The organism is Rhizobium sp. SAFR-030 (assembly GCF_059415005.1).
This window is the reverse complement of sequence record NZ_JBPFDO010000001.1, coordinates 392,966-414,899: the sequence shown is the minus strand read 5'-3', so window position 1 is coordinate 414,899 and position 21,934 is coordinate 392,966. Positions and strand designations below refer to the sequence as shown.

Sequence of the window (21,934 nt, the reverse complement as noted above, 5' to 3'; positions counted from 1 at the left end):
GCATGCGGGCTGCCGTGGTTAAGGCAGGCGGTGCCGTGATGGGCGATCCGGGCCGGTCGGACGTCAGCCGGCGCGGTTCTCGTGGAAATGGTTGTAGATGTGCTTGGCGACGCCTTCCGAGATGCCCTCGACAGCCATCAGGTCACTGATGCCGGCCCGCGATACGGCCTTGGCGGTGCCGAAGTGCTGCAGCAGCGCACGCTTGCGCGTCGGGCCGATGCCGGAGATCTCGTCGAGCGGGTTCTTGACCATTTCCTTCTTGCGCCGCGCCCGATGCGAGCCGATGGCGAAGCGGTGCGCCTCGTCGCGCAGCCGCTGGACGAAATAGAGGACGGGATCGCGCGGCGGCAGCGAGAAATCCTGGCGGCCGTCGGCAAAGAAGCGTTCGCGACCGGCCTCACGATCGACGCCCTTGGCGACGCCGATCGCCGTCACCACCTCGCGGATGCCCAGCTCGTCGAGGATCTTGCGCACCGCCGACATCTGTCCCTGGCCGCCATCGATGAGGATGACGTCCGGCCAGGCCGGGAAGCCGGCATCGGCCGCATCCTCGGGGGATGGCCGGGCGGTGCGATCGGGCAGCCCTTCTTCCTTCAAGAGACGTGAGAACCGGCGGGTCATCACCTCGCGCATCATGCCGAAGTCGTCGCCAGGGGTGATGTCCGTCGATTTGATGTTGAACTTGCGGTACTGGCCCTTCACGAAGCCTTCCGGTCCGGCGACAACCATGCCGCCGACGGCATTGGTGCCCATGATGTGCGAGTTGTCGTAGATCTCGATGCGGCGCGGGACTGTCGCCAGCCCGAAGGTCTCGGCAAAGCCCCTCAGCAAGCGCTCCTGCGAAGCCGTCTCGGCAAGCTTGCGGCCATGTGCCTCGCGGGCGTTCGACAGGACGTGGTCGGTCAGGTCCTTCTTCTCGCCCCGCTGCGGCACCAGGATGGCGATCTTCTGGCCGGCCTTCTCGCTCAGCGCCAGGGCGAGCAGGTCCTGTTCCTCGATCGTCTCCGACAAGAGGATCTGGCGCGGCACCGGCTTGTCGTCGTAGAACTGCGCCAGGAAGGCGTTCAGCACCTCGGCGCCGGTCAGCTGCGGATCGGCCTTCGGGAAATAGGCCTGGTTGCCCCAATTCTGCCCGGCGCGGAAGAAGAATACCTGGATGCAGGTCAGCCCGCCCTCATGGTGGATGGCAAAGACATCCGCCTCCTCCACTCCGGCCGGATTGATGCCCTGGTGGCTCTGCACGTGGCTGAGCGCGCTGAGGCGATCCCGGTACACGGCCGCCCGTTCGAAATCGAGATCCTCGGAAGCCTCGGTCATCTGCCGGCCAATGGTCGCCTTGACGTTCTGGCTGCGGCCGGACAGGAAATCCTTGGCCTCGTTGACCAGTTCGGCATAGTCGGCGTCGGAGATCTCGCGGGTGCACGGTCCCGAACAGCGCTTGATCTGGTAGAGCAGGCAGGGACGGGTGCGCACCTCGAAGACGCTGTCGGTGCAGGTGCGCAGCAGGAAGGCGCGCTGCAGCGAGTTGATCGTCCGGCCGACGGCGCTCGCCGACGCAAACGGGCCGAAATAGTCGCCCTTGCGGGCCCGGGCGCCGCGATGCTTGTAGATGGCCGGCGCCCGGTGGTCGCCCGTCAGCATGATATAGGGAAAGCTCTTGTCGTCGCGCAGCAGCACGTTGTAGCGCGGACGCAGCCTCTTGATCAGGTTGGCTTCGAGCAGCAGCGCTTCGGTTTCCGTGCGGGTCGTGACGAATTCCATCTGCGCCGTCTCGCGCACCATCTTCGTCAGCCGGTTGGAGTGCACACGGCCCTGCGCGTAGTTGCTGACGCGCTTCTTCAGGCTGCGGGCCTTGCCGACGTACAGCACGTCGCCCGCCTCGTTGAACATCCGGTAGACGCCGGGCGCGTTCGGCAGGTGCTTGACGAATTCGGCAATCAGTTCGGCGCCCTTGAGGCCGGATTCGTTCTTCAGACCCTCATGCCATTCGATGCCCGACACGACACGTGCGGCGTCGCCGTCCGGCTGGACGATGTCGTCGTCATCTTCATCTGATTCGTCATAAAGAACGCCGCCCTCGGGCAGTTTCGTTCCGTTCATTCAATGATCTCCGCCACATCAGGCGTTTTCCAGGCCAGATGCTGGCCACCATCTAGGGCTATCATTTGGCCCGTGATGGACGGAGTGTCAAAAAGAAATCGGATCGTCTGTCCGAATTCCATGGCCGTGGGCCCATGCTCGAGGGGCAGGGCGGCGACCTGCCGGGCGAAGTCCTGTTCCGACTGGCGGGCGCTGCGGAACGACGGGCCGGGGCCGATGGCATTGACCCGGACGCGTGGCGCATAGGCCTGCGCCAGTGTCTGCGTCGCCGCCCACAAGGCCGCTTTCGACAGGGTATAGGAGTAGAACTGCGGCGTCAGCTTCCACACCCGCTGGTCGATGATGTTGACGATGAGCCCATCTTCATCCGCCGGCAAATGGCGCAGCAGCGCCGCCGACAGGATCGATGGCGCCCGCACGTGGATGCCGAAATGCCTGTCGAAGATTTTTGCATCGAAGGCATCTGCCGTATCGGCCAGGAAGATCGAGGCATTGTTGACGAGACCGGTCAGCGGCCCAAGTTTTTTTGCCGCAGAATCGATTAATTGGTCGGCCTGTTTCTCGTCGAGAAGATCGGCCTTGACCGCGATCGCCCGATAACCTTCCGCCCGAAGCAAGGCGGCAAGAGCCTCCGCCTCTTCGATCGAACGATCCGCATGCACCGCGACGCCATAGCCATGTCGGGCGAGATCCTCGCAAATTGCCCGGCCCATTCTTTTGGCACCGCCAGTTACAAGTACGCTACGGGAGGAAGACAAGGTTCGTTCAGTCCTTTCAGGCCGATCTTGGAGAGCGACTTCATGCCGAAGCTTTACGAGATCATCAAGTCGCCGGATCGTTTGCCAGAAGACTTTTGTTCAGCTATGGAATCGTCATGTAGTCACGCGGCCGTGACCAGTAGTTCAACATGTAATACTTCTGTTTACCTTCGAGTAAGGTTAACGAAATACATGTTGCGGCAAAGCAACATCCAATTTCTGCCATTCGCGCGCCACAATCAATTCACAATTCGGTACTTTCATTTCCTCAATTGGCCACCAAATTCCATCTCAACGAGCCGGGAACAAATGACGATCTTTCGTCTTGTTAGATCACTTCCCAGCTCGGCATAAAAAGGAGATTTAAGTATGCGTACTCTCATCGCGACCCTGATGGTTTCTGCAGCCAGCCTCGCCGCCGTTTCGGCACACGCAGCAGACGCCGTCACCCAGATCCCGGAAGCTCCGATGGCCGTTGAAACTGCCGCTCCGGCAGCCAACTGGTCTGGCTTCTACCTCGGCGGCTACGGCTCGTACGATTTCGGCACGGCCCAGGGCGGCCCGAGCGACACCAACGCTGACGGTTGGGGCGGCGGCGCATTCGGCGGTTACAACTGGCAGAGCGGCCAGATCGTCTACGGTGCTGAAGCCGACATCGGCTACAACGACCAGAAGGGTTCGGCCGGCGCTGGCGTCACTGCCGAGCAGAAGCTCAACGGCTCGGTCCGCGGCCGCGTCGGTTACGACCTCAGCCCGTTCATGATCTACGGCACGGCCGGTCTGGCTGTCGGCAACCATGAACTGTCCAACGCTGCCGGTTCCGACGACAAGACTGCCGTTGGCTACACGGTCGGTGCAGGTGTTGAAACCTTCATCACCAACAACATCACCGCCCGCGTGGAATATCGTTACACCGATTTCCAGGACAAGGACTACAACCTCGGCGGCACCACCGTGTCGCGCGGCTTCGACGACCATTCGGTCAAGGTCGGCGTTGGCGTCAAGTTCTGATCCAGCGGATCTGTAATGAAAAAAGGCCGGGGGGAAACCTCCGGCCTTTTTTGTCTGCGGCTGCGCGAGGCGCTGCTGACGGTGCCTCTGGCAAGTTCTCGTTCAAGCCGCCCGAGGCTTGGCCGTCAGCTGTAATCCCAGCGCCTTCAAGACCGCAACCGTCGTCTCAAGTGTCGGATTGCCGCTCTCGCTCAGCGAGCGATACAGTTGCTCCCTTGCCAGCCCCGTCTCGCGCGCCACTGCCGTCATTCCCTTCGCCCGTGCCACGACGCCGATCGCCCTGGCGATGTAAGCTGCGTCGTCCGTCTCGAAGGCATCGGTCAGGAACGCTTCGATTGCCTCATCTGTCTTCAGCAGGTCGGCCGGGTCGAAGCTGGTAAAGGTGTCATTCATGATCGTCTCTCCACTCGGCGGCGATGCGTCTGGCCGCCTCGATATCCCGCCGTTGCGAACTCTTGTCGCCCCCGCACAGCAGGATGATGAGCGGGGCGCCCCGGCGGCAAAAGTAGATACGGTAGCCAGTACCGTGATGGACACGCAGCTCACAGATCCCGCCGCCGACAGGCGCGCAGTCGCCCTCATGCCCAAGCGATAGCCTGAGCAGCCGGGCTGCGATAATCGCTTTCGCCCGCTCGTCCTTGAGCTTTCAGCCCATTTCCGGAAGCTGCTTGACTGCTTGATCAAGGTCACGACAGATTGTGATCTATAAATCACAACCTGTCAAAGCGGCTCTTCAGGCCGCTGACTTCATGCTCTCGTAATCGATGAACACCGTCGAAAACGTGTCCGTCCAGCCGGACAGGTTCGGCCGCCCGCCAGCCCACTGGCCGGCGAAACGTAGATTGAGGTAGCCGATCAGCGCCGCCAGCGAGAAATGCCCGCCATGCAGCCTGTCGCCTGTCTGCGGCAGGTTGTTTTCCAGGAAATCCAGGCCGCGCACAACCTTGTCCCACTGCTTGTCGATCCACGGCTGGTAGACGATCTCGGCCGGCCGGAAACGCCTCTCGTACATGATGGCGAGCAGGCAGTCGGTGATGCCGTCGCACAGCGCTTCCAGCACCTCCGCCTGCGTCCGCTCATCCGCGTCCGACGGATAGAGCCTGCCGCCGGACTGGCGGTCGAGGAACTGCATGATCGCCACACTGTCGTAGACCGGCTGCTCTCCGTCGCGGATGAGGACCGGGATCTTGCCGAGCGGGTTGCTGTCCAGCAGTTCGGCCGGCGGCGTGTTGGTGTCGGTGCGCACGTCCTCGATCGCGATGCCGAGATGGCGGGCCGCCATGCGGCATTTTGCGGAATAGGGGGAGGCGGGCGAGTAGAGCAGCTTCATGGGATATCCTGTGTCGTCAGTTTGCCGGCGGTATGGTGATGCGGCTGAGCGAGCAGCCCTGGCGATCCACCTCGCGGCACGGGCGGAAGGTCAGATCCTTGGATAGGCAGATGCGCACCTCCTCCAGCCTGCTGCCCTCGCAGCTGACGGCGATGGCGGCGGGGGTGAGGCCGGGATTGGCGGCGACGAAGCCTTGCTCGATGGCTTCGGCGGACAGTGTCTCGGTGGTCTTAAGCGTCGACAGCTGCTGCGGCAGCTTGATCTTGTCATAGGCGCTGCGGGTGGCTTTCAGGTAGTCGGCCTGGTTGAGGCCGGTGCAGCTGCCATGCTTGCGCCACTGGTGGCCGATCAGCCCCATTGACGGCATGATGTCGAAATACTGGCGTCCGAGTTCGGCGGGCACGCGGCTCGGTTCGGTGCTCGCGCAAGATTGCGGATAACCCTTCTCGTTCTGCGGCCACAGGCCATGGACGATGAAGCGGAAATCCTTGTCCGCCGCGCATTGCTGAGGATTTTCCTTGGCCCGTCCGCCAGTGCAGAAGGTCGGCGACCAGGAAAGCGACAGAACGTAGAAATCGAAGCTGCCGGGCCGATCCTCGGCGGCTGAGGGAAGGGCGCTCGCAAGCAGCGATAGACCAAGCACTGCGCAGGACAAGAAGTGGTTCATGATGGCCTCCCCGGGACTGGTCGACCATGTCCCGGATCTGCCCGTCCGGTCAAGCGGCTCGGCCGTCACACCTCTTCAGGCTTCTCCTCGCCGCGCAGCCAGAAGCTGCGCTGCGACGCATAACGATCCTGCGCCAGCACCTCCTTCAGCACCGGCAGCAGCCGGTGCAGGTCCGCCTTCAGCGTGAATGGTGGGTTGACGACGATGAGGCCGGAGCCGGAAAGGCCGGTCGTCTCGCGGTCGCTGCGCACCAGGAGTTCGGCGCACAGCATCTTGGGGATCTCCAGCGCCTGCAGGTCCTCGTGGAACTGGCGGATCGGCGCGCCCTTCTTAATCGGGTACCACAGACAGTAGGTGCCGCCGGGAAACCGTCGGTAGGCGGTCGCCAGCCCCTTGGCCAGCCGCTCGTATTCGCCATCGATCTCGAAGGGCGGATCGATCAGCACCAGCCCGCGCTTTTCCTTCGGCGGCAGGTGGGCGCCGAGCGACAGCCAGCCGTCGAGCTCCGTCACCCGGACCTGATAGTCGCCCTCGAACAGGCGCCAAAGACGGCCGAAATCGTCGGGATGCAGTTCCATCGCCGCCAGCCGGTCCTGCGGCCGAAACAGCAGCCGGGCAAGCTTTGGCGAGCCGGGGTAGAGAGTGATGCCGCCATCCGGGTTCATCTCACGCACGGCGTCGAGGTAAGGAGCAAGCAACTGCGTTACCTCCGGCGCAAGATCCGCCGACAGCAGCCGGCCGATCCCTTCGCGCCATTCGCCGGTCTTCTGCGCCTCTTCCGACGACAGGTCGTAAAGCCCGGTGCCGGCATGTGTGTCGAGCACGCGGAATGCCTTGTCCTTCTTCTGCATGTAGCGGATCAGCAGGCAGAGGACGGCATGTTTCAGGACGTCGGCGAAATTGCCCGCGTGATAGATGTGCCGATAGTTCATTCAGGTCTCTGCTGGATCGCGTGAAATGATTTGATGCGCCGCAAAAGTCGCTTTTGGCGGGGCTCGCCTTGTCCTATAGGAAAGGCATGAACCTTGCGACCCCGATCTCTGTGAAAAACGCCGTCGGTCATACGGTCTGCCCGCATGACTGTCCCTCCGCCTGCGCGCTCGAAGTCGACCTGACCGCCGAGGGCCGCATCGGCCGTGTCCGTGGCGCAAGCGCCAATACCTATACGGCCGGCGTCGTCTGCGCCAAGGTCGCGCGCTACGCCGAGCGTCTCTACCATCCGGACCGGCTGATGACCCCGAAGCGTCGTCTGGGCGGCAAGGGCGAGGGTGCGTGGCAGGAAGTGTCGTGGGACGCGGCGCTCGACGAGATCGCCGAAGCCTTCGTCAAGGCCGAGGCGGCACACGGCAGCGAGGCGATCTGGCCGTATTTCTACGCCGGTACCATGGGCCAAGTGCAGCGCGATTCCATCGAGCGCCTGCGCCATGCCAAGCGCTATTCCGGATTCTTCGGCTCGATCTGCACCAACATGGCGTGGACCGGCTACGTGATGGGCACCGGCGCGCTACGCGGTCCCGACCCGCGCGAGATGGCGAAATCCGACTGCATCGTCATCTGGGGCACCAACCCGGTCGCCACCCAGGTCAACGTCATGACCCACGCCATCCGGGCTCGCAAGGAACGCGGTGCGAAGATCGTCGTCGTCGATATCTATGACAGCCCGACGATGAAGCAGGCGGACCTCAAGGTGGTGCTGAAGCCCGGCACAGATGCCGCGCTCGCCTGCGCCATCATGCATGTCGCCTTCCGCGACGGCTATGCCGACCGCGAATACATGATGAAGTTCGCCGACGATCCGCTCGGGCTCGAGGCGCATCTGGAAACGAAGACGCCGGAATGGGCGTCGGCGATCACCGGTCTTGGCGTGGACGAGATCGAGGCGTTGGCTAAACTGGTCGGTACGACGAAGAAGACGTTCTTCCGCCTCGGCTACGGCTTTACCCGTCAGCGCAACGGCACGGTTGCCATGCACGCGGCACTGTCGATCGCCACCGTGCTGGGCTCCTGGCAGTACGAGGGCGGCGGCGCCTTCCACAACAATGGCGAGATCTTCAAGCTCGACAAGCGCGAGCTGATGGGAACCGCCTACATGGACCCGGACGTTCGCATGCTCGACCAGTCGCAGATCGGCCGCGTGCTGACCGGCGATCCGGTTGCGCTGCGTCATGGTGGTCCGGTAACGGCGCTGCTCATCCAGAACACCAATCCGATGAATATCGCGCCCGAGCAGCGCCTCGTCCGGCAGGGCTTTTCGCGCCCCGATCTTTTCGTCGCCGTGCACGAGCAGTTCATGACCGAAACGGCGGAGATTGCCGATATCGTTCTGCCGGCGACCATGTTCGTCGAGCACGACGATCTCTATCGGGCAGGCGGGCAGAACCACATCCTGCTTGGGCCGAAGCTGGTCGAGCCGCCGGCGACGGTACGCACCAATCTCTTCGTCATCGAGGAGCTCGCCAAGCGTCTCGGCGTCTCCGATTTTCCGGGGTTCGGCCTCAGTGAACGGCAGCACATCGACGGCATGCTTCTGCCGAACGGCCTGCCGGGCTACGACCAGCTTCTCACCGGAAAGTGGATCGATTGCCAGCCGGCCTTCGAGGATGCGCATTACCTGAATGGTTTTGGTTATCCCGACGGGAAGTTCCGCTTTCGGCCCGACTGGCAGGACGGCCCGTCGCCGAACAAGACGCCGAAGAGCATCGGGGCGCTTGGTCCGCATGCCGAGCTTCCGCCGTTCCCAGACCAGGTGGATGTCATCGAGGTGGCGGATGGGGAGCACCCGTTCCGGCTCGCGACCTCTCCGGCCCGCAACTTCCTCAACTCGACCTTTGCCGAGACGAAGACCTCGCGCGACAAGGAAGGCCGGCCCTCGGTGATGATCCATCCCGAGGATGCGAATGCGCTGTCGGTGATCGATGGCGATGTGGTGCGCATCGGCAACCGGCGCGGCGAGCTGCGGCTGCACGCAACCGTGACGCCCGGCGCCCGCCGCGGCGTGCTGATTGCCGAAGGCCTGTGGCCCAACAAGGCGCATCTCGACGGCGAGGGCATCAACGTGCTGACCGGTGCCGATCCGGTGGCGCCCTACGGTGGTGCAGCGGTACACGACAACAGGGTCTGGCTGGTGAAGGACGAAGCATGAGCGTTGATGAACGTGCCAAGATCGATATCGTCGAGAAGAAGCTGCTCTCCGACAACTGGTACCATCTGCATCGGGTGACGTTCGATTACACCGGATCTACGGGCAAGACCGTCCGCCTCGATCGCGAGGTCTATGACCGCGGCAACGGCGCCACGATCCTGCTCTACGACGCGCGGCGCGACGTGGTGGTTCTGGTGCGCCAGTTCCGCATGCCCGCCTTCCTCAACGGCCACTCCGGCTGGATGATAGAGACCCCGGCCGGACTTCTGGACGGCGACCACCCGGAAGAGGCGATCCGCCGCGAGGCGATCGAGGAGACCGGCTACCAGGTGCGCGACGTGCGTTTCCTTTTCAAGTGCTTCATGTCGCCGGGAGCGGTCACCGAGATCATCCACTTCTTCGCCGCCGCGATCGACATCGAGGATCGCGTCTCGGATGGCGGCGGTCTGGACGAGGAAAACGAGGACATCGAGGTTCTCGAGGTTAAGCTTTCCGACGCCTTGGCGATGATAGAGACCGGCGAGATCTGCGACGGAAAGACGATCATGCTGTTGCACTGGGCTGTCCAGAACCGGCAGGCCCTGGCCTAGCCGTCAAGGAACAGGCTTCCTCCTCTTGCGTTGAAATAGTCTGTCCAACGCAAAGGAACCGGCATGACGACAATCAAGACGCGCTCCGGCACCGAACTCTACCTCAAGGATTGGGGGCAGGGTCGCCCGGTCGTTCTCCTGCACGGCTGGCCACTGACTTCCGACACCTGGGACGATTTCGCCATGGCTGCGGCCGATGCCGGGTTCCGGGCCATCTCCTACGACCGCCGCGGCTTCGGCCGGTCCCAACAGCCCTGGACGGGCTACGATTACGACACGCTGGCCGACGATCTCGCCGACGTGCTGGAGGCGACGGATGCGCAGGATGCCGCTCTCTTCGGCTTCTCGATGGGCGGCGGCGAGGTCGCCCGCTACATGTCGCGGCATGGCGGCAGGCGGGTGTCGCAGGCGGCCCTGATCGCCTCGGTCGTTCCCTACATGCTGGAGACCACCGACAATCCCAAGGGCACGCCGCAGTCGACGTTCGACGGCATGACAGCGGCCATGAAGGAAGACCGGGCGCATTTCTTCCAGTCGTTCTTCAAGAGCTTCTACGGCGTCGGCGTGTTCACCGGCACGGTGAGCGATGCGGTCCTAGACTGGTCGTTCAACCAGGCAATGGCTGCCGGACTGAAGCCGACGCTCGCCTGCGCACAAGCCTTCGCCACCACCGATTTCCGTCCGGACCTTGCGCATTTCCGCGTTCCGACGCTGATCATCCATGGCACCGGCGACCAGACGGTTCCGATCGCTGCGGCCGGCCACGCCGCTGCCGCCGGCATCCCGGGCGCTGAGATCATCGAGTACGATGGCGCGCCGCACGGCCTGTTTGCCTCCAACAAGCAGCAGTTGACGGAAGACCTGCTGGAATTCCTACGTCGCTGATCGCTGAAAGATGGAAGGATGGCCCCCGGGGGCCATCCTGTCTCGGCTGGCCTGAAGCCAGCATGCATAGTTTATAATATTAGCTTTTTATGTGTTATCGTTCGGTGGGATCGGCAGCCCTTTGGCGTACCGGAACGGCGATATATGTCTGCGGGAGGCATGGCATGGTTGGCAGGCAGACCCCGGTCGCGGAGCCGGGATCGAACCTGGAGGTGATGCGGGTGCATGCTCCCGCGGTATCCGGACTTCTCAAGACGCTGTCACATCCCGTGCGGCTGCTGCTCGCCTGCACGCTGGCGGAGGGCGAACATTCGGTCGGCATGCTCGAAGAACGCTTGGGGGTGCGGCAACCAACCCTGTCGCAACAATTGACTGTGCTGCGCGAGGCGGCGATCGTCGATACCCGGCGCAGCGGCAAGCAGATCTTCTACCGATTGGCAGGCTACGAGACGCCGCTGCTGATTGCCGCTCTCTATACCATCTACGGAACGGCAGACGAGCCGGACTGACCAGCTTCGGTAGGGGCAGCTGCCGGCGGACCTCAGGCGGAAATGAGATGTGCCGCAGGATCCGTCTGGTTGCCGTCGCGCTCGACAGCGCCGGCAGCGGTCATCCTTACCGTGCCCTCGGCAACCAGTCTCAGCGCCAGCGGGTAGCTCTTGTGCTCGACGGTCAGTACGCGTGCAGCCAGCGTTTCGGCCGTATCGCCGGCAAGCACCGGAACCACTGCCTGGACAATCGCCGGACCCTCGTCCATGCCCTCGGTGACGAAATGCACCGTGCAGCCGGAGACGCGGACGCCGGCGTCCAGCGCCCGCTGATGCGTATGCAGGCCGGGAAACAGCGGCAGCAGCGAGGGATGGATATTGAGGATGCGGCCTTCGAAGGGGCGGATGAAATCCGCCGACAGGAGGCGCATGTAGCCGGCGAGGCAGACGATCTCTGCGTTCAGGTCGGCAAGCGCCTGGAGCACGGCGGCCTCGTGATCCCCCTTGCTGGAGAAATCCTTGCGCGCGAAAGAGAGCGTCCTGATGCCGCGGGCCTGCGCCTTGGCAAGTCCTCCGGCATCCGGCTTGTCGGAAATGACGCCGACGATTTCGGCCGGAAAATCCGCCGAGGCGCAGGCATCTGCCAGCGCCACCATGTTCGAGCCGCTGCCGGACACCAGCACGACGACGCGCTTGCGCTCCGTGTTGCCGGGGCCGGGGTTCATAGCGACAGCGTGCCCGTATAGATCGTTCCGGCGGCTCCAGCCTCGCGATCGACGATGCGGCCGAGCGGCACCACGACTTCGCCTTCAGCAGACAGGATGTCCGTGACGGCCTGGACGTTCTGCGGTGCGACGACGACGATCATGCCGATGCCGCAGTTGAAGGTGCGCAGCATTTCGGTGGCCTCGACGCCGCCGACCTTGGCAAGCCACGAGAAGACCGGCGGCACGGGAATGCTGTCAAGATCGATTTCGGCCGCCAGGTTGTCCGGCAGGACCCGCGGAATGTTGTCGGGGAAACCGCCGCCGGTAATATGGGCGAGGGCCTTCAGCGCCGCCGTCTCGCGGATCGCCTTCAGCAGCGGCTTGACGTAGATGCGTGTCGGGGTCAGCAGCGCCTCGCCGAGCGTCTTGCCGTCGGCGAACGGTGCGGCATCGGCCCACGAAAGCCCCGACACTCCGACGATCTTACGCACCAGCGAAAAGCCGTTGGAGTGCACGCCGGAAGAGGTGAGGCCGAGGATCTGGTCGCCTGCCTGAAGGTCGCCTGTCGGCAGCAACTGGCCGCGCTCGGCAGCACCCACGGCAAAGCCTGCAAGGTCGTAATCGCCGTCACGGTACATGCCCGGCATCTCGGCAGTCTCGCCGCCGATCAGCGCGCAGCCGGCCTGGCGGCAGCCGTCGGCGATGCCGAGGACGATTGCTGCACCCTGTTCCGGGTTCAGCTTTCCGGTGGCGAAATAGTCGAGGAAGAACAGCGGCTCGGCGCCTTGAACGACGAGGTCGTTGACGCACATGGCAACCAGGTCGATGCCGACCGTATCATGACGATCCGCATCGATGGCGATCTTCAGCTTGGTGCCGACGCCGTCATTGGCGGCAACCAGCACCGGATCGGTGAAGCCGGCGGCGCGCAGGTCGAACAATCCGCCGAAGCCGCCGATCTCGCCGTCGGCGCCGGGGCGGCGTGTCGAACGGACTGCCGGCTTGATCTTTTCGACCATCAGGTTTCCGGCATCGATATCGACGCCCGCATCGCTGTAGGTCAGACCGTTCCTGCCTTCGTCGCTCATCGCCCGTCTCCGCATGTCTCGTCAGCATGTCCTGCAAGAAGCGTCGCATTGCATGCCGGGGCGACAGATGCAAGCACCCGCGCCGGGCTGCCCTGGTTTTCCAAGCTGTTCAGCAAGGTTTTTGCAGTGCACGGCTTCGCCTTGACCTTGTCGGAAAGACAGGTCATCCCTCAGGCACGGGACGATAGAGAAGGATCCGAGCATGGCCTACCACATCAGCGGTGCAAGCCTGAGGCGCTACGTCCTCTTCTGGGTGGCGGCCCTCATCGGCTTCATCATCTTTCTGCTGGCGTTCCGGACCATTCTTCTGCCCTTCGTCGCCGGCATGGCGCTTGCCTATTTTCTCGATCCGGTCGCCGACTGGCTGGAGCGCCGTGGCCTGAGCCGGCTGATGGCGACCTGCGTCATCCTCATCGGCTTCATCCTGATGTTCACCGTCGCGCTGATGGTCATTATCCCGCTGATCATCAGCCAGTTCAGCGAATTTGCCCAGCAGCTGCCCCAGTATGTGACGCAGTTGCAGCAGCTGATCGCCAGCCCGGAAAACTCCTTCCTGCCCGACTGGATGGTCAGCCAGATCCAGACCGCCAAGGAAAACTTCTCCAGCCTTATGACCGAAGGCGCCGGCTTCCTGGGCGGCCTGCTCAGCCAGCTGTGGAATTCCGGCAAGACCATTCTCGACGTCATCTCGCTGCTGGTCGTCACGCCCGTTGTTGCCTTCTACATCCTGCTCGACTGGGACCGCATGGTCGCCAAGGTCGACAGCTGGCTGCCGCGCGATCAGGTGGTGACGGTTCGCCAGCTGGCCCGCGAGATGGACCAGGCGGTCTCCGGCTTCATCCGCGGGCAGGGATCGCTCTGCCTCATCCTCGGCGTTTATTACGCAATCGGCCTGTCGCTGGTCGGTCTGAACTTCGGCCTGTTGATCGGCTTCGTCGCCGGCATGATCAGCTTCATTCCCTATATCGGCTCGCTGGTCGGCCTGATCCTGGCGGTCGGCGTGGCGCTCATGCAGTTCTGGCCCGACTACGGCTGGATCATCGCCACCATGTGCGTGTTCTTCTCCGGCCAGTTCATCGAGGGCAACATCCTGCAGCCGAAGCTCGTCGGCTCCAGCGTCGGCCTGCATCCGGTCTGGCTGATGTTCGCGCTGCTCGCCTTCGGCGCGATGTTCGGTTTCGTCGGCCTGCTGATCGCCGTGCCGGCCGCGGCCGTCGTCGGCGTGCTTGTCCGTTTCGCGCTGTCGCGGTATCTTCAGAGCGACATCTATTACGGCCACACGGCCGAGCTGCCCTGGGATGACATGAACGACGTGGACGCCAAGGCGCTGCAAAACCCTTCGACGGAAACACTCAGCAAGAACGCATGACCGAGACGCTCGACAAACATAAGCGTCAGCGCGCCGAGCAGCTGCCTCTGGCGCTGACCCATGACGCGGCAACCGGGCGCGAGGATCTGCTCGTCGCCGCGCCGGTGAGCGCTGCGCTGGCGATGATCGACGCATGGCCGGACTGGAAGGCGCCGGTCGTCATCCTCACCGGTCCCGCTGGCTGCGGCAAGTCGCATCTGGCCAGCATCTGGCGCGACAAGGCCGGCGCGATCGACATCCACCCGACGCGCGGCGCTGAGGCCGCAACCGTCGCTGCCACCTCGCCGGTGGTCTTCGAGGATGCCGACCGCCGCGGCTTCGACGACAGCGAACTCTTCCACGTCATCAACAGCGTGCGCGAGAACGGCCGGAGCTTGCTGATCACCGCGCGCCTCTGGCCGATGTCTTGGCCGGTGGTTCTGCCGGACCTGCGCTCGCGCCTCAAGGCGGCGACGGTCGTCGAGATCGGCGAGCCGGACGAGGATCTGCTCGGGCAGGTGATCGTCAAGTTGTTCGCCGACCGGCAGTTGCACATCGATGACCGCATCGTCGCCTACATCGTGCAGCGGATGGAGCGGTCGATGGAAGCGGCGCAGGGCGTCGTCGACCGGCTCGACCGGCTGGCGCTGGCGCGCGGCACCCGGATCAGCCGGGGGCTGGCGGCGGAAGTGCTGGAAAGCTTAGCGGGCAGTGCCGATCGCGACAGTTGACTGTCATAGTTCCGTCGTTGAAAAGGTATAGGCGCCAAGTGGATGGCCGGGGTTTTCCCGGCGTCGGGCGCAGCGAAGGGGGCCATGATGGATCAGATCTCGGAAGTGCAGGCAAAGTCGTTGGACGTGCCGCCGGACGCCGTGGATTTGCTCAACAGCCCGGAACGCTTCATCAACCGGGAATTCTCCTGGCTCCAGTTCAACCGCCGCGTTCTCGAAGAAACGCTGAATACGGCGCATCCGCTGCTTGAGCGCATCCGCTTCCTGTCCATCTCGGCCGCCAACCTCGATGAATTCTTCATGGTCCGCGTTGCCGGGCTCGAAGGGCAGGTGCGCCAGGGCATTCTCGTGCGCAGCCCCGACGGCAAGACGCCGGCCGAGCAGCTTGAAGACATCCTCAAGGAAATCGACAATTTGCAGATGGAGCAGCAGGCGTCGCTTGCCGTCCTCCAGCAGTATCTTGCCCGCGAGGACATCCTGATCGTCCGCCCGGCGGCTCTCAACGATGACGATCGCCAGTGGCTTGCGACGGATTTCGAGGAAAACCTGTTCCCGATCCTGACGCCGCTATCCATCGATCCGGCGCACCCGTTCCCGTTCATTCCCAACCTCGGCTTTTCCATGGGCCTGCAGCTCGACAGCAAGAGCGGTCGCGAGCCGATGACCGGCCTTCTGCGCCTGCCGCCGACGCTCGACCGGTTCATCCGCTTGCCGGACGAGGGACAGACAATCCGCTACATCACGCTGGAAGACGTGGTCAGCATGTTCATCGACCGGTTGTTCCCGGGATATGAAGTCAAGGGCGCCGGCACCTTCCGCATCATTCGCGACAGCGATATCGAAGTCGAGGAAGAGGCCGAGGATCTGGTGCGCTTCTTCGAGACGGCGCTGAAGCGCCGCCGCCGCGGCAAGGTCATCCGCATCGAGACGGATTCGGAAATGCCGGCCTCGCTGCGGCAGTTCGTCGTCCAGGAGCTCGGCGTGCCGGACAACCGGGTCGCGGTTCTGCCCGGGCTTCTGGCGCTCAACACGCTGTCGGAAATCGCCAAGGCGCCGCGCGACGACCTGCGCTTCGAGCCCTACAACGCCCGATTTCCCGAGCGCGTTCGCGAACACGCCGGCGACTGCTTCGCCGCGATCCGCGAAAAGGACATGGTGGTCCACCATCCCTACGAGAGCTTCGACGTTGTGGTGCAGTTCCTGCTCCAGGCTGCGCGCGATCCGGAAGTTCTGGCGATAAAGCAGACCCTTTACCGCACCTCCAACGACAGCCCGATCGTGCGGGCGCTGATCGATGCGGCCGAAATGGGCAAGTCGGTGACCGCCCTGGTCGAGCTCAAGGCGCGCTTCGACGAGGAGGCCAACATCCGCTGGGCGCGCGACCTCGAGCGCGCCGGCGTGCAGGTGGTGTTCGGCTTCATCGAACTGAAGACGCATGCCAAGATGTCGATGGTGGTACGTCGCGAAGACGGCAGACTGCGGACCTACTGCCACCTTGGCACCGGCAACTACCACCCGGTCACGGCAAAGATCTACACCGACCTGTCCTTCTTCACCTGCAATCCGAAGATCGCCCACGACATGGCGAACGTCTTCAACTTCATCACCGGCTATGGCGAGCCGCCGGAAAGCATGAAGCTTGCCGTCTCACCCTACACGATGCGTCCGCGCATCCTGCGCCACATCGAGGAAGAGACGGCGCATGCTTTGGCCGGTCGTCCCGCCGGCATCTGGATGAAGATGAACTCGCTCGTCGATCCCGAGATCATCGATGCGCTGTACCGCGCCAGCCGCGCCGGCGTCGATGTCGACCTGGTAATCCGCGGCATCTGCTGCCTGCGTCCGCAGGTCGCCGGCCTGTCGGAAAACATTCGCGTCAAGTCGATCGTCGGCCGCTTCCTCGAGCACAGCCGAATCTTCTGCTTCGGCAACGGGCACGGGCTGCCGTCCGAGCATGCGCTGGTCTATATCGGTTCGGCCGACATGATGCCGCGCAATCTCGACCGGCGCGTCGAGACGCTGGTGCCGATGCTCAACCCGACAGTGCACGAGCAGATCCTGTCGCAGATCATGCTTGGGAACCTGATTGACAATCAGCAGAGCTACGAGATATTGCCCGACGGAACCTCGCGCCGCATGGAAGTCCGCCTGGGTGAGGAACCTTTCAACGCGCAACAGTATTTCATGACCAATCCGAGCCTGTCCGGCCGCGGAGAAGCCCTGAAGTCAAGTGCGCCGAAGCTCATCGCCGGCCTGATATCCGGACACAAGAAATAGGGACGTATGGTACGATCTGAAGCCCAGGGGCGTCTCCCCGGAAGCGCGCCCGTCTCGGTGGTCGATATCGGCTCAAACTCGGTGCGCGTGGTGATCTACGAGGATCTGTCCCGGTCGCCGACGGTTCTCTTCAACGAGAAAGTCTTGTGCGGACTGGGCAAGGGGCTCGGATCGACAGGTCGCATGGACGACGAGGCGGTCCGCCGCGCGCTGAACGCGCTCCGGCGTTTCCGGGCGCTTTCGGACCAGGCCCGCTCCACCCGCATCTTCGTGCTCGCAACCGCTGCTGCCCGCGAAGCCTCCAACGGCCCCGCCTTCATCGAGGAGGCCGAGACGATCCTCGGCCATCCGGTGCAGGTACTGTCGGGTGAGGAGGAGGCGCTTTATTCGGCGCTCGGCGTGATCAGCGGCTTCGGCGACGTGGACGGCATCGCCGGTGATCTCGGCGGCGGATCGCTGGAATTGATCGACATCAGGGGACGGGAATTCGGCAAGGGAGTGACGCTGCCGCTCGGCGGGCTCCGGCTGGCCGAAACCTCCGGCAACTCCCTGTCCAAAGCGCGCAACCTCGCCAAGGCTGAGGTCCGCAAGGCAGGCTTTCTGGCAAGCGGCGCTGGCCGCACCTTCTATGCCGTAGGCGGCACCTGGCGCAACATCGCCAAGCTGCACATGGAGATCATCCGCTACCCGCTGCACATGATGCAGGGCTACGAGCTGCAGTTGAACGAGATGCAGAACTTCCTCGAGCAGGTGGTTCTGTCGAAGGACAGCAAGGACCCGGCCTGGCAGTCGGTTTCCAAGAACCGCCGGGCGCTCCTGCCCTTCGGTGCCGTCGCCATGCAGGAAGTGCTGAGCGTCATGAAGCCGTCGCGCGTGGTGTTCTCCGCGCAGGGCGTGCGCGAAGGCTATCTCTACTCGCAGCTGCCGATCGAAGAGCAGGAAGCCGATCCGCTGCTGCTGGCCGCCGATGAATTGGCCATCCTGCGCGCCCGTTCGCCCGAGCATGCGCGGGAGCTTGCCGAATGGACCGGCCGCATGGTGCCGGCCTTCGGCGTCACCGAGACCCACGAGGAGAGCCGCTACCGGCGGGCCGCCTGCCTGCTTGCCGACATCAGCTGGCGCGCCCATCCCGACTACCGGGGCCTGCAGGCGCTGAACCTCATCGCCCACTCGTCGCTGATCGGCATCACCCATGCCGGACGCGCTTATCTGGCGCTTGCCAACTACTACCGATTCGAAGGCCTCCACGACGACGGCGCCACCGCCCCGCTGTCGCAGATCGCCACGCCACGGCTGCTCGACCTCGCCAAGCTGCTCGGCGGCCTGCTGCGCGTCGTCTACCTGTTCTCGGCGTCGATGCCTGGCATCGTCAACCATCTGCACTTCCGCCGTTCCAACAGCCCGGATCTCGATCTGGAGCTGGTCGTGCCGCACGAATACTCGGCCTTTTCGGGCGAGCGCCTCGACGGTCGCCTGCAGCAGCTGTCGAAGCTCACCGGCAAGCGGCTGGCCTTCGTCTTCGAATGAGGCTCTGACGGCATCTCTTCAAAGGGCCACTCCATCCGCGGATGGAGTGGCCCTTTGTCGTTTGGTTACTTGGCCGTCAGGAACGCGCCGACTTCCAGCAGCACGAACTCGTTGTCGTCCGCCTTGTCGACGGCGCGGCCGGCCGAGAACGGCAGGTTGTTGTCGTTGCCGACGACGATGTGAGTAGCGTCGACCACATCGACGTTCTCGATGGTGACGAACGGCATGTCGTAGAAGCCTTCACCGCCGCCCTGCTTTGCCTTGCCGTCCGGGTCGGCGATCTTCATCAGGTCGATATAGCCGATCTTGCGGACGGCCTTGCCGACATTGGCCTCCGACATCTCGATCTTGTAGATGCGCTTGTGCTTGGCAGGCTGATCGAAGCAGGTGGCTTCCGGCTTCTTCGGATCGGCGCAGGCCTTGTCGCCGGTGCCGGCACCGTTGTCACGCTCGATCACTAGCGCCGTCGTCGCGTCGATCATGTTGAAGTCGCCGATCGCCACGCCGCCTTCAGTCAGCGGGTAGAGCCAGCTGCGGCCGGTCCAGGCTTTTGACGCGGCATCCAGCTCGACGATGCGCAGGGCCGTCTGGCCGTCGCTCTTCTCGACCGAATTGTCTTCGAGGTAGAGCGGGCCTTCCAGCAGGCCGTACAGCTTGGCGCCGTCCTTCGCCATCGCCAGGCCTTCGAAGCCGCCGGAGCGCTTGATGTTGAAGGCGGCCGGCTTGGCAGTCGGATTGGCCGGCACCGAGAGGAGAGCGTTGTCGGGCGAGGTGACCGGACGGCCATCAACCAGCGTCGCGATCACGTCGGTCAGTTCACCCTTGGCGTCGAACTTCAGGAGATAGGGGCCGAACTCCTCGCCCACCCAGAAGCCGTCGGCGGTCGGCTGGATCGACTCGACGTCGAAGTCGGCGCCGGTCAGGTAGCGCTTGGCCGCGCCTTCCATGGCGATCGGGAAGGGCGCCTTCTTGTTCGGGTCGCTGAGAAAGACCGTGCCGATGCGCTCGACCTTGCCGGCCTGCCAGTCGAACCGCACGTGATGCAGCATCAGCATGGCGTCGCTGGAAGTGGCCTTCGAACCAAAGCCATTGTCCGAGAGTGTCCAGAACGTGCCGTCGGACATTGCCTTGATGCCTGAAAATCCCTGCAGCGGCTGCCCCTTGAACGGCAGCGACAGGCCGGTGAGCCGCGCGCCGTCCTTGCCGGGAACGGTGTCGAGCGCTTCGGTGCGCTTGCGATCGGCGGTGGTGAACTTGCCGGAGGTCTTGAGGAATTCTGGCGCGTCCTGCGGCGCTTCGATCATCGTGTTGGCAGGCACGATTGCCTGGGCTGCGAGCTTGGCAGGGAAGGCCATTTCGTCGGCTGATGCGCCGACGCTCATGATGGCCAGCAGGGCGACGGAAGCGAAAAGCGATCTGGTCATGGGAACCACCTGTGAGTTTGAGAACAGGTTCCTCCTAAGCGGTCGCCGTGACATGCGGTTGACGGATTTGCGACGGCTCAACTTCGACGGCCCGCGACGCGCCCACCTTTGGCGACGAGCAGCAGTTAGCGCCGAGAGGGATGATCCAGCCGGACTGTTCACGGAATTGCGACGCAGTGGTCATCGAAGCGGCGTTGCGGTCGAGGAACACCGCTCCCATCTCTGTCCCATGCAATGGCGCATCGCGCCTTGCGGCTACAAAGGACAACTTCCATGAAAACCATATTGACGGGCGCGCTTCTGGCGCTTCTGATCGGCGCTCCCAGCGCCTTCGCAATCGAGCCCATTCCGGGCAGCATCACCTACAACGGCCAGCCGCGTGCCAAGCTTACCAAGGCCCCGATCGGCAGCACCGTCTACAACGACTTCTACGACGGTGGGCAGCGTTACCACGAAACCTACGTGATCCAGCCGGATCGCAGCCTCAAGCTGGTTTCGCGGCAGATCATCAGCTTCCCGAACGACTGAGCCGGGAAGCTTCTCTGCCTGACAGACCGAGGGCTCGTGAAAAACGAGCCCCTTGGCGGGTCAGACGGCGTCCGGCGTGAGCTCAACCAGTTCGACCTTCTTGTCGATGAAGCGCAGCGCCAGCGCGCCGGAGATCAGCTTCAGCGCCGGTTCGCCGAACAGGTCGCGACGCCAGCCTGAGAGCGCCGCCACCTCGGCAGCCTCGCCTTCGGCTGCGATCTTGTCGAGATCGTCGCTGTTGGCGATCACCTTGGCGGCAACCCCGTGTTTCTCCGAGATCAGCCGCAGCAGAACCTTCAGCAGCTCGACCGCCGACTGCGCGCCTTCCGGCGCATGCACGTGCTTCGGCGCGTGCGGCATGTCCGTCTTCGGCAACGCCAGGGCGGAATTCACCGCGTCCAGGATGGCAGCCCCCGAGGATGAGCGCTCCCAGCCCTTCGGCACCGTGCGCAGGCGCGCCAGTGCGTCGATATCCTTCGGCTGCTGCTGAGCGATCTCGAAGATCGCATCGTCCTTGACGACGCGCGAGCGGGGAACGTTGCGGCTGCGGGCCTCGCGCTCGCGCCACGCCGCCACGTGCTTCAGCACCGCCAGCTCCTGCGGCTTGCGCAGCCGGGATTTGAGCCGCAGCCAGGCATCGTCCGGATGCATGTCGTAGGTCGCCGGGTTTTCGAGGACAGCCATCTCCTCGCTGACCCAGGTCGTGCGTCCCTGCTTTTCCAGCTGATCCTTGAGGCTCAGATAGACGTCGCGCAGATGCGTGACGTCGGCGAGCGCATAGTCCAGCTGCTTTTCGGTCAGCGGCCGCCGGCTCCAGTCGGTGAAGCGCGACGACTTGTCGATCTGGACGTTCTTGGTCCGCTGCACGAGCTGGTCGTAGGAGACCGAATCGCCAAAGCCGCAGACCATCGCCGCAACCTGCGTGTCGAAGATCGGGTGCGGGATCAGCTTTCCCAGATTATAGACGATTTCGAGGTCCTGGCGCGCCGCATGGAAGACCTTGACCACCGCCGGATTGGCCATCAGCTCGAAGAACGGCTTCAGGTCCAGCCCCTTGGCCATCGGGTCGACGATGACTTCCAGGTCCGGACTTGCCATCTGGATCAGGCAGAGTATCGGCCAGAAGGTGGTCTCGCGCAAAAATTCGGTATCGACAGTGACGAATTCCGATTGGGCAAGCTTACGGCAGGCGTCCTCGAGGGCGGCAGTTGTGTCAATCATCAGCTTCGTTCAGGCAGTAAAACTAAGGGGTCAGCTTTCCTTTCCCTTTCCCTTCGCGATGTCAACATGAAGAGCGGTTCTTCTATTCTGCGGCAGCAGGTATTGCGTGATT

Annotated in this window: 21 protein-coding genes; 10 read left to right on the top strand and 11 right to left on the bottom strand. The window is 63.6% G+C overall.

Annotated features, from left to right (window positions below; genetic code table 11):
• Positions 1-63 precede the first annotated feature (63 nt).
• Together uvrC and ACR65N_RS02125 are read right to left on the bottom strand one after the other, a co-directional pair.
• Complete coding sequence (gene uvrC / locus ACR65N_RS02130; protein WP_440455538.1) at positions 64-2,100, bottom strand: excinuclease ABC subunit UvrC; 2,037 nt, start codon at positions 2,098-2,100, stop codon at positions 64-66.
• Complete coding sequence (locus ACR65N_RS02125) at positions 2,097-2,858, bottom strand: SDR family oxidoreductase (protein ID WP_440455537.1); 762 nt, start codon at positions 2,856-2,858, stop codon at positions 2,097-2,099. The genes uvrC and ACR65N_RS02125 overlap by 4 nt, the downstream gene beginning before the upstream one ends.
• A 369-nt stretch (positions 2,859-3,227) precedes the next feature.
• Between ACR65N_RS02125 and ACR65N_RS02120 the strand changes: the two genes are divergently transcribed.
• Complete coding sequence (locus tag ACR65N_RS02120; RefSeq protein WP_430305237.1) at positions 3,228-3,869, top strand: outer membrane protein; 642 nt, start codon at positions 3,228-3,230, stop codon at positions 3,867-3,869.
• Positions 3,870-3,971: 102 nt separating this feature from the next.
• Here the strand turns inward: ACR65N_RS02120 and ACR65N_RS02115 are convergent, their stop codons facing one another.
• The 5 genes from ACR65N_RS02115 to ACR65N_RS02095 all read right to left on the bottom strand — a co-directional run bounded on the left by ACR65N_RS02115 (position 3,972) and on the right by ACR65N_RS02095 (position 6,798).
• Positions 3,972-4,262, bottom strand: a complete 291-nt coding sequence (locus ACR65N_RS02115) for an addiction module antidote protein (RefSeq protein WP_440455536.1) — start codon at positions 4,260-4,262, stop codon at positions 3,972-3,974.
• A complete protein-coding gene (locus ACR65N_RS02110) occupies positions 4,255-4,473 on the bottom strand; it encodes a type II toxin-antitoxin system RelE/ParE family toxin (protein WP_440456103.1) in 219 nt (72 codons plus the stop codon). The genes ACR65N_RS02115 and ACR65N_RS02110 overlap by 8 nt, the downstream gene beginning before the upstream one ends.
• Positions 4,474-4,602: 129 nt before the next feature.
• The gene (locus ACR65N_RS02105; RefSeq protein ID WP_440455535.1) at positions 4,603-5,199 is read right to left on the bottom strand and encodes a glutathione S-transferase; all 597 of its coding nucleotides are present in this window, start codon (positions 5,197-5,199) and stop codon (positions 4,603-4,605) included.
• A gap of 16 nt (positions 5,200-5,215) precedes the next feature.
• Positions 5,216-5,866 (bottom strand): ribonuclease T2 family protein, encoded by a 651-nt coding sequence (locus ACR65N_RS02100; RefSeq protein ID WP_440455534.1) that lies wholly within the window; start codon positions 5,864-5,866, stop codon positions 5,216-5,218.
• 65 nt (positions 5,867-5,931) lie between these two features.
• A complete protein-coding gene (locus ACR65N_RS02095; RefSeq protein ID WP_440455533.1) occupies positions 5,932-6,798 on the bottom strand; it encodes a 23S rRNA (adenine(2030)-N(6))-methyltransferase RlmJ in 867 nt (288 codons plus the stop codon).
• Between the two features lie 86 nt (positions 6,799-6,884).
• Here ACR65N_RS02095 and ACR65N_RS02090 point away from each other — a divergent pair, with 86 nt between their 5' ends.
• The 4 genes from ACR65N_RS02090 (at position 6,885) to ACR65N_RS02075 (ending at position 10,992) form a co-directional block, all read left to right on the top strand.
• Positions 6,885-9,008 carry a molybdopterin-containing oxidoreductase family protein gene (locus ACR65N_RS02090; protein WP_440455532.1) on the top strand — a complete coding sequence of 708 codons (2,124 nt, stop codon included), beginning with the start codon at positions 6,885-6,887 and terminating at the stop codon, positions 9,006-9,008.
• Entirely contained in the window at positions 9,005-9,598 is a 594-nt protein-coding gene (locus ACR65N_RS02085; protein WP_430305223.1) for an NUDIX domain-containing protein, read from the top strand. Before ACR65N_RS02090 ends, ACR65N_RS02085 begins: the two co-directional genes overlap by 4 nt.
• A 63-nt stretch (positions 9,599-9,661) precedes the next feature.
• A complete protein-coding gene (locus ACR65N_RS02080) occupies positions 9,662-10,483 on the top strand; it encodes an alpha/beta fold hydrolase (RefSeq protein WP_440455531.1) in 822 nt (273 codons plus the stop codon).
• A gap of 164 nt (positions 10,484-10,647) precedes the next feature.
• Positions 10,648-10,992, top strand: a complete 345-nt coding sequence (locus ACR65N_RS02075; protein WP_440455530.1) for a metalloregulator ArsR/SmtB family transcription factor — start codon at positions 10,648-10,650, stop codon at positions 10,990-10,992.
• A 32-nt stretch (positions 10,993-11,024) separates the two neighbouring features.
• Here ACR65N_RS02075 and purN read toward each other — a convergent pair whose 3' ends face one another.
• Both purN and purM read right to left on the bottom strand, forming a co-directional pair.
• Entirely contained in the window at positions 11,025-11,696 is a 672-nt protein-coding gene (gene purN, locus ACR65N_RS02070; protein WP_440455529.1) for a phosphoribosylglycinamide formyltransferase, read from the bottom strand.
• Entirely contained in the window at positions 11,693-12,766 is a 1,074-nt protein-coding gene (gene purM / locus ACR65N_RS02065; protein ID WP_440455528.1) for a phosphoribosylformylglycinamidine cyclo-ligase, read from the bottom strand. Before purM ends, purN begins: the two co-directional genes overlap by 4 nt.
• Positions 12,767-12,968: 202 nt before the next feature.
• Here purM and ACR65N_RS02060 point away from each other — a divergent pair, with 202 nt between their 5' ends.
• The 4 genes from ACR65N_RS02060 to ppx all read left to right on the top strand — a co-directional run bounded on the left by ACR65N_RS02060 (position 12,969) and on the right by ppx (position 18,649).
• Positions 12,969-14,135, top strand: coding sequence for an AI-2E family transporter (locus ACR65N_RS02060; protein WP_430305216.1), 1,167 nt, complete (start codon positions 12,969-12,971; stop codon positions 14,133-14,135).
• A complete protein-coding gene (hdaA, locus tag ACR65N_RS02055; RefSeq protein WP_440455527.1) occupies positions 14,132-14,845 on the top strand; it encodes a DnaA regulatory inactivator HdaA in 714 nt (237 codons plus the stop codon). The genes ACR65N_RS02060 and hdaA overlap by 4 nt, the downstream gene beginning before the upstream one ends.
• Before the next feature lie 87 nt (positions 14,846-14,932).
• Positions 14,933-17,122: an RNA degradosome polyphosphate kinase gene (locus ACR65N_RS02050; RefSeq protein WP_440456102.1), complete on the top strand. Its 2,190-nt coding sequence runs from the start codon at positions 14,933-14,935 to the stop codon at positions 17,120-17,122.
• A gap of 6 nt (positions 17,123-17,128) precedes the next feature.
• On the top strand, positions 17,129-18,649 hold the full coding sequence (gene ppx, locus ACR65N_RS02045) for an exopolyphosphatase (RefSeq protein WP_440455526.1): 1,521 nt from the start codon (positions 17,129-17,131) through the stop codon (positions 18,647-18,649).
• Between the two features lie 65 nt (positions 18,650-18,714).
• On the opposite strand, the gene ACR65N_RS02040 is transcribed toward ppx, so the two are convergent.
• Positions 18,715-20,073 carry an esterase-like activity of phytase family protein gene (locus ACR65N_RS02040; protein ID WP_440455525.1) on the bottom strand — a complete coding sequence of 453 codons (1,359 nt, stop codon included), beginning with the start codon at positions 20,071-20,073 and terminating at the stop codon, positions 18,715-18,717.
• 273 nt (positions 20,074-20,346) lie between these two features.
• Between ACR65N_RS02040 and ACR65N_RS02035 the strand changes: the two genes are divergently transcribed.
• Positions 20,347-20,601 (top strand): hypothetical protein, encoded by a 255-nt coding sequence (locus tag ACR65N_RS02035; RefSeq protein ID WP_440455524.1) that lies wholly within the window; start codon positions 20,347-20,349, stop codon positions 20,599-20,601.
• A gap of 60 nt (positions 20,602-20,661) precedes the next feature.
• Here ACR65N_RS02035 and rnd read toward each other — a convergent pair whose 3' ends face one another.
• Positions 20,662-21,822, bottom strand: a complete 1,161-nt coding sequence (gene rnd / locus ACR65N_RS02030) for a ribonuclease D (RefSeq protein ID WP_430305210.1) — start codon at positions 21,820-21,822, stop codon at positions 20,662-20,664.
• Positions 21,823-21,934 lie beyond the last annotated feature (112 nt).

Bases quoted from the DNA above. Each gene is read 5' to 3' on its own strand.
- purM (WP_440455528.1), bottom strand. From the start codon at position 12,766: ATGAGCGACGAAGGCAGGAACGGTCTGACCTACAGCGATGCGGGCGTC.
- ACR65N_RS02090 (WP_440455532.1), top strand. From the start codon at position 6,885: ATGAACCTTGCGACCCCGATCTCTGTGAAAAACGCCGTCGGTCATACG.
- hdaA (WP_440455527.1), top strand. From the start codon at position 14,132: ATGACCGAGACGCTCGACAAACATAAGCGTCAGCGCGCCGAGCAGCTG.
- ACR65N_RS02105 (WP_440455535.1), bottom strand. From the start codon at position 5,199: ATGAAGCTGCTCTACTCGCCCGCCTCCCCCTATTCCGCAAAATGCCGC.
- rnd (WP_430305210.1), bottom strand. From the start codon at position 21,822: ATGATTGACACAACTGCCGCCCTCGAGGACGCCTGCCGTAAGCTTGCC.
- ACR65N_RS02120 (WP_430305237.1), top strand. From the start codon at position 3,228: ATGCGTACTCTCATCGCGACCCTGATGGTTTCTGCAGCCAGCCTCGCC.
- ACR65N_RS02095 (WP_440455533.1), bottom strand. From the start codon at position 6,798: ATGAACTATCGGCACATCTATCACGCGGGCAATTTCGCCGACGTCCTG.
- ACR65N_RS02115 (WP_440455536.1), bottom strand. From the start codon at position 4,262: ATGAATGACACCTTTACCAGCTTCGACCCGGCCGACCTGCTGAAGACA.
- ACR65N_RS02035 (WP_440455524.1), top strand. From the start codon at position 20,347: ATGAAAACCATATTGACGGGCGCGCTTCTGGCGCTTCTGATCGGCGCT.
- ACR65N_RS02040 (WP_440455525.1), bottom strand. From the start codon at position 20,073: ATGACCAGATCGCTTTTCGCTTCCGTCGCCCTGCTGGCCATCATGAGC.
- ppx (WP_440455526.1), top strand. From the start codon at position 17,129: ATGGTACGATCTGAAGCCCAGGGGCGTCTCCCCGGAAGCGCGCCCGTC.
- ACR65N_RS02075 (WP_440455530.1), top strand. From the start codon at position 10,648: ATGGTTGGCAGGCAGACCCCGGTCGCGGAGCCGGGATCGAACCTGGAG.
- uvrC (WP_440455538.1), bottom strand. From the start codon at position 2,100: ATGAACGGAACGAAACTGCCCGAGGGCGGCGTTCTTTATGACGAATCA.
- ACR65N_RS02060 (WP_430305216.1), top strand. From the start codon at position 12,969: ATGGCCTACCACATCAGCGGTGCAAGCCTGAGGCGCTACGTCCTCTTC.
- purN (WP_440455529.1), bottom strand. From the start codon at position 11,696: ATGAACCCCGGCCCCGGCAACACGGAGCGCAAGCGCGTCGTCGTGCTG.
- ACR65N_RS02085 (WP_430305223.1), top strand. From the start codon at position 9,005: ATGAGCGTTGATGAACGTGCCAAGATCGATATCGTCGAGAAGAAGCTG.
- ACR65N_RS02050 (WP_440456102.1), top strand. From the start codon at position 14,933: ATGGATCAGATCTCGGAAGTGCAGGCAAAGTCGTTGGACGTGCCGCCG.
- ACR65N_RS02080 (WP_440455531.1), top strand. From the start codon at position 9,662: ATGACGACAATCAAGACGCGCTCCGGCACCGAACTCTACCTCAAGGAT.
- ACR65N_RS02100 (WP_440455534.1), bottom strand. From the start codon at position 5,866: ATGAACCACTTCTTGTCCTGCGCAGTGCTTGGTCTATCGCTGCTTGCG.